At 74.6% G+C, this 2,575-nt stretch carries 3 protein-coding genes; all 3 read left to right on the forward strand.

The window, feature by feature from the left end; translation table 11 throughout:
* Positions 1-697 (forward strand): alpha/beta hydrolase (locus GTW43_RS30695; RefSeq protein ID WP_161305256.1); only part of this gene is annotated, 697 nt, incomplete at its 5' end.
* 56 nt (positions 698-753) lie between these two features.
* The gene (locus GTW43_RS38300; RefSeq protein ID WP_237536899.1) at positions 754-1,218 is read left to right on the forward strand and encodes a hypothetical protein; all 465 of its coding nucleotides are present in this window, start codon (positions 754-756) and stop codon (positions 1,216-1,218) included.
* A 119-nt stretch (positions 1,219-1,337) separates the two neighbouring features.
* A partial coding sequence (locus GTW43_RS30705) for a low temperature requirement protein A (protein WP_161305257.1) occupies positions 1,338-2,575 on the forward strand: 1,238 nt, incomplete at its 3' end.

The raw sequence follows: 2,575 nt of genomic DNA on the forward strand, positions 1-2,575 counted from the left end.
TCACGTCCACGGAGGCGGCTTCGTGGGCACCGCCGCCCAGTGCGACTGGGCGAACAGCCGTGTCGCCGCTCGCCTGCCCGCCGTCGTCGTGTCGGTCGAACACCGCCTCCTCGCCCCCGGCAGCCCACTCGCCGCGGCGGCCGACGACGGCTGGGGCGTGCTCGCCCACGTCGTGCGGCACGCCCGGGAGTGGGGTGTCGACCCGGCGCGCGCCGCGGTCTTCGGCGAGAGCTGCGGCGGGCTGATCAGCGCCCTGACGGCGCTCCGGGCCCGGGACGCGGGCCTGGACCTGAGGGCGCAGGTGCTCGTGAACCCCGCGGTCGACGTCACCGGGACGATGTTCGCCCACCCCTCGATGGAGGCGTACGCGACCAGCCCGGCCCCCGTCATGCCCCAACTCCGGCTCTTCCAGCGGCTCGCCGTCCCGCCGGGCACCGACGCCGGCGCGCTGTCTCCGCTCCACGCCGACGACCTGGGCGGGCTCGCGCCCGCGCTGGTGGTGGTGCCCACCCAGGACGCGGTCGCCGACCACGGGCGGCGCTACGCCGAGCGGCTGGACGCGGCCGGGACTCCGGTGCGCCTGTCCGAGTACCCGGGGGCCCGGCACGCGTTCCTCACGCTCCCCGGCATCGAGCCACAGGCCGAAGCGGCCCGGGAGGAGATCCTCGGCTTCCTTCAGGAGGCGTTGGCGGCGTGACCGGAGCAGGCGAGGAAGCGGAGAAGGCCGAGGAGCGGGAGAAAGGAAGCGATTCGATGAACAGGACACGCGACAGGCACCGGCCGCGCGGGGTGCTCGCGGCGCTCTGTGCAGGGCTCGTGCTCACGGTCCTTGCGGCGCTCGCGCCCTACGTGGACCGCGCCACCACCCACCTGCTGGCCGACCACACCAGGGCGGGCTACCCCACGTACACGCAGACGGAGATCGACTCGGCAGTCCAGACGTACCTGGTCGTGCTGACCGCTGTCGGCGTGCTCGGTGCGTTCGCCTGGCTGGCGACGGGCTGGGCCGTCCGGGCGGGCAGGCGCGGGGCCCGCCCGGCCGCGACCCTGCTGTTCGGCCTGGGAGTCACGGTCGGGCTGGCGGGGCTGCTCACCCGGGACACCTCCGGCATGACGGGGCTGCCTCCGGCGCTCGGCTGGGCCGGCATGGCGCCCTGCGTGGCCGGGCTCGTGGCGGTCGTACTGCTCTGGCGACGGCCGCGCCGTACCTGGACGTGACGCCCGCCGAGGCGGGGCAGTCGCCGCCCGACGGACCAGCGGACCGACGGGCCGACCGACCGCCACGCCCTGCCCGCCGATCACCACCACTTTGTCCGTGAAAACTCCATAATTCCGCCATGTCGAGTTCGATGGGTGAGGTGGACGCCGCTGCGTCCGCAGAGGGTGAACGGCACGCCTCGTGGCTGGAGCTGTTCTTCGACCTGATCGCTGTCGCCGGGGTGGGGCAGCTGGCCCACCTGCTGCACTCGGGCCCCGGCTGGGCGGCGCTCGGCGAGTACGTGCTGCTGTTCCTCGCGTTCTGGTTCGCCTGGGTCATGTCGACGATGTACGGGAACGTGGCGGGGCGGCGCACGCGGGTCGCCACCGTCGTGGCCGCGATGTCCGGGATGGCGGTGATGGCCGCTGCCGTGCCGGGCCTGCGCGACTCGGAGGACAAGGCCCGCGCCTTCGCCGTCGCCTACATCGTCGTGCGGTTCATCGCCTCCCATGTCTGGAGCGGGCGCGGGCAGGTGGTGGCGGACCTGCCCGTCGTCCAGCTGGGGGCCGGACTCACGCCCTGGGTGGTGTCGTTGTGGGTGCACGGCGACGCCCGGCTGTGGTGCTGGGCGGCGGGACTGCTCATCGACATGGCGGTCATGGCACGCGTCTCCCGCGAGGTGCTCCAGGCCGAGATCGACGAGAAGTGGGACGCCGCGGAAGGACGCGTGGAGCGCAGGCTGGAACGGGAGGCACGGCGCGACGCAGCCGGGCTGCCCGCACGCGAGGCGGCCGCTCGCACGGAGCGGAAGCGCTCCCGCATGCGGCGCAAGCCGGAGCTGGTCGGCGCCGACATCGATCATCTGGCCGAACGGCTCGGCCTGTTCGTGCTGATCACACTGGGGGAGGGGCTCGTGCAGTCCGTCGACGCCGCCGGGGAGGAGGTGTGGAGCGGCGCCGTGCGGGCGGTGGGCGCGGGGGTGTTCGTCCTGCTGGTGCTCATCTGGTCGCTGGCCCTGCGGACCGGGACGTACGGGCTGCCGTTCCTGACCGCGCAGGTGCTGCCGGTGCGGCTCGTGCTGCTCCTGCACTGCGTGTTCGCCGGGGCCGTGGCCGCGCTCGCCGCCGCACTGGGCCGATGCGTCACCGAGGCGGGTGAGGTGATGGAGCATCAGGGCCGGCTGCTGCTCGCGGGCGTCCTCGCCCTGATCCTGCTCACCGCCGGGCTGGGCGCGCTCGTGTCCGGCTGGGGCCCGCGCTGGGCCGCCGTCGCGATCGGTCCCGCGCTCGTGGTGGTGGGCGTCCTGGCGCTGGGCCGCGGGCCGCGGGGCGGGGAGGGCGCGGTCACCGGGGTGCTCGTGGTCCTGGCGGTCGTCGC

This window comes from Streptomyces sp. SID5785 (assembly GCF_009870065.1).
In the GTDB taxonomy this organism is placed as follows: Bacteria; Actinomycetota; Actinomycetes; order Streptomycetales; family Streptomycetaceae; genus Streptomyces.